This window comes from Oligoflexus sp., assembly GCF_035638955.1.
GTDB lineage: Bacteria > Bdellovibrionota_B > Oligoflexia > Oligoflexales > Oligoflexaceae > Oligoflexus.
The window spans coordinates 1-2,353 of the sequence record NZ_DASQYZ010000253.1 but is presented as its reverse complement, the minus strand read 5'-3'; the positions used below and the strand labels follow the sequence as shown (position 1 = coordinate 2,353).

Genomic DNA, 2,353 nt, shown 5'->3' with positions numbered 1-2,353 from the left:
TTCTTTACGAAGCCTTTTCTGCAACGCTCACGACCAGGGCTCTTTACCAAGGCCGCTTGCAGTAGTTTGTAATCCGCTCCTGCAAACCGATTACGAAGGGCCTGCCTTCATCTTCCATGCTGCTTTCTACGACACACTCTCGTCCAGGCGCCAGCTTTTGCCCAAAGGCCGCTTGAGCCGGCGCACAGCCTTTTCCAGCCCAGGCGTGAACTTGATGACCCAGCGGTAGATGGTGGTGTGGTCAACTTCAAGCCCACGTTCCTCGGCCATCTCTTCAAGATCCCGGTAACTCAGCTTATAGGAAAGATACCAGCGGACATGAAGCATGATGATCTAGCGCTTAAAACAATGTCCTTTGGTGTCAAAAAGCATGAGCCGCCCTCCCAAGGTTTCCCGGAGAATACCACGGACTTACCCAGGCGCAACACAACCGTTTCTGTCCAGGGCCCCGGAAAGAATGCCTGGAATTTCAGCAGACCCTTGATTATCAAGGCTTTCGCGAAAGCCGTAATTCTGAAATTTCCCAATAATTTTAACTGACTGCTTATTTTATAGTCATTCTTTCCGGGGCCCTGGTTTCTGTCACATACCGATCAAGCTGCACCTCATTTATATACGCTGCTTCCCTCCCCGAAGTCCTGGCGATATTGTTCGCGCAATTTCGAACAACCAGTTCAGATAAGGTTCAGAAAGCTCGGTTAAAAGCACGTGTCTTGAATCAGTTAGCATGCCTACAGACTCACTTTGGGGAGTCCTGCCTGCACGGTTATGTTGGTGAGTTGAGTGGCTGGAAGTAGTGGAGCGGTCGATGAAAGTCAGTAGATCAGCATTCCTCTCGATGTTGGGATTTTTAGTCCTGGTCTTCACCTACAATCACTTCCGCGATATCTGCTCTTTGGCAGAAGTTTGCGAAACTCAAGTTGTATCAAACCATGACCACGCTGCGGTCCATTCCGGCGAAGCAGTGTTATTTGAGCTCGGCAGGCTTCGCTTGAGCTCTGCGACACACGTTGCCGTAAGCAATGGTCAATGGTCTGATCCCGGGATCTGGTCGACTCAGGAGGTTCCAGGGCATGGAGCCCGCGTTTATATTCCTCACAGAATTGATGTCATTTATGACATCGTCAGTGAGGATCCGCTTAAATGGATTTTGGTCGATGGGTTACTCACTTGGTCACCAGTGCAAAATACGCGGCTTGTCGTTGATACAATCATATCTGGCCCTGAGAGTCAGATCCTTATCGGTCGCGAAAATGAACCTGTTCTTGCGGAAGCGGACATTATCTTCAAGCATGATCCGCTCGACTCAAGCTGGGACCCTGACCAATTAAGTCAAGGCCTCATAATCACGGGACGTCTCAGTGTATATGGCCAATCAAAGAGCAGTTTTGTACCCGCATTGGGAGCAGCAAAGTCAGGCGAGAGCTCTGTCAAGTTAAGCAATATTCCCAGTCACTGGCAGGTGGGTGACAGGATCGTCCTGACAGGCACCAGATGGGTACAGCAACATTGGAATGGATTTGAATATGAGGATCCGGAAACTGAAGATGAGGAGCGTATCATCGTGGCAATTGAAGGACGCCATTTGACTTTGGATATACCACTCAGCTACACGCATGAACCTGCAGACCCCCGGTTTAGCTTTCATGTAGCAAATCTAAGCCGAAGCGTACGTTTCCGGTCCGCCCTTGGTGCAAATACGCCCTTGGGGGAACGAGGCCATGTCATGCTTTTAAACCCTAAAGCGGCGCACATATTTTACGCAGGCTTCCATCACTTGGGCAGGGTGGAAACGGGACCCGACAACGATATCAACAACGCAGTATCAGGTACACCCAACAGTGCCGGCTCGATACCCAAAGGTCGATATCCTCTCCAGGTGCTAAAGACCATTCAGCAGACTGCTGACCCGACCCCTGTACTGATTCATGGCATTGCCATCGTTGAAAGCCCAAGCCTGGGTGTGGCATTAAGCGGCTCAGGAGTTGTAGAAAACAGTGTCTCTTACAATGTCTCAGGTTCTCACTTTGTCGCGCACAAAGGTTTTGAGGGTGGCACCTTCCGCAACAATATGGCAATCAGGTCCGTTGGCGGTATCCACCTGGAAGGTCTCGTTGAGATGGAGACGTTAAGTCAGGGTGGAAATGGATTTTGGATTGGAAGCAGGAATGTGGTGATGGAGGGGAATCTCGTAAGCGGAGCCCGCCATGCTGGAATCGTCTATGCTTTGGAACCTGAAACGGAAAGAGGAAACCTCAGCTACAGATCTCCGGTTCAATCTCTCGAAGTTGAATCCTACGAAGAGCTTCAACTCCCTGTGCATAAACAGCTAACCGTATATGCCAGTCGGCTT

1 protein-coding gene and 1 pseudogene are annotated in these 2,353 nt (G+C 50.2%); one reads left to right on the top strand and one right to left on the bottom strand.

Annotation, left to right across the window (positions count from 1 at the left end; genetic code table 11):
- Positions 1 to 135: 135 nt before the first annotated feature.
- Positions 136 to 327 (bottom strand): annotated as a pseudogene (locus VE954_RS23670) (IS6 family transposase); the annotation flags it as partial.
- A gap of 481 nt (positions 328 to 808) precedes the next feature.
- Here VE954_RS23670 and VE954_RS23665 point away from each other — a divergent pair.
- Positions 809 to 2,353, top strand: a 1,545-nt coding sequence (locus tag VE954_RS23665) for a G8 domain-containing protein (protein WP_324957436.1), incomplete at its 3' end; no start/stop codon positions are given.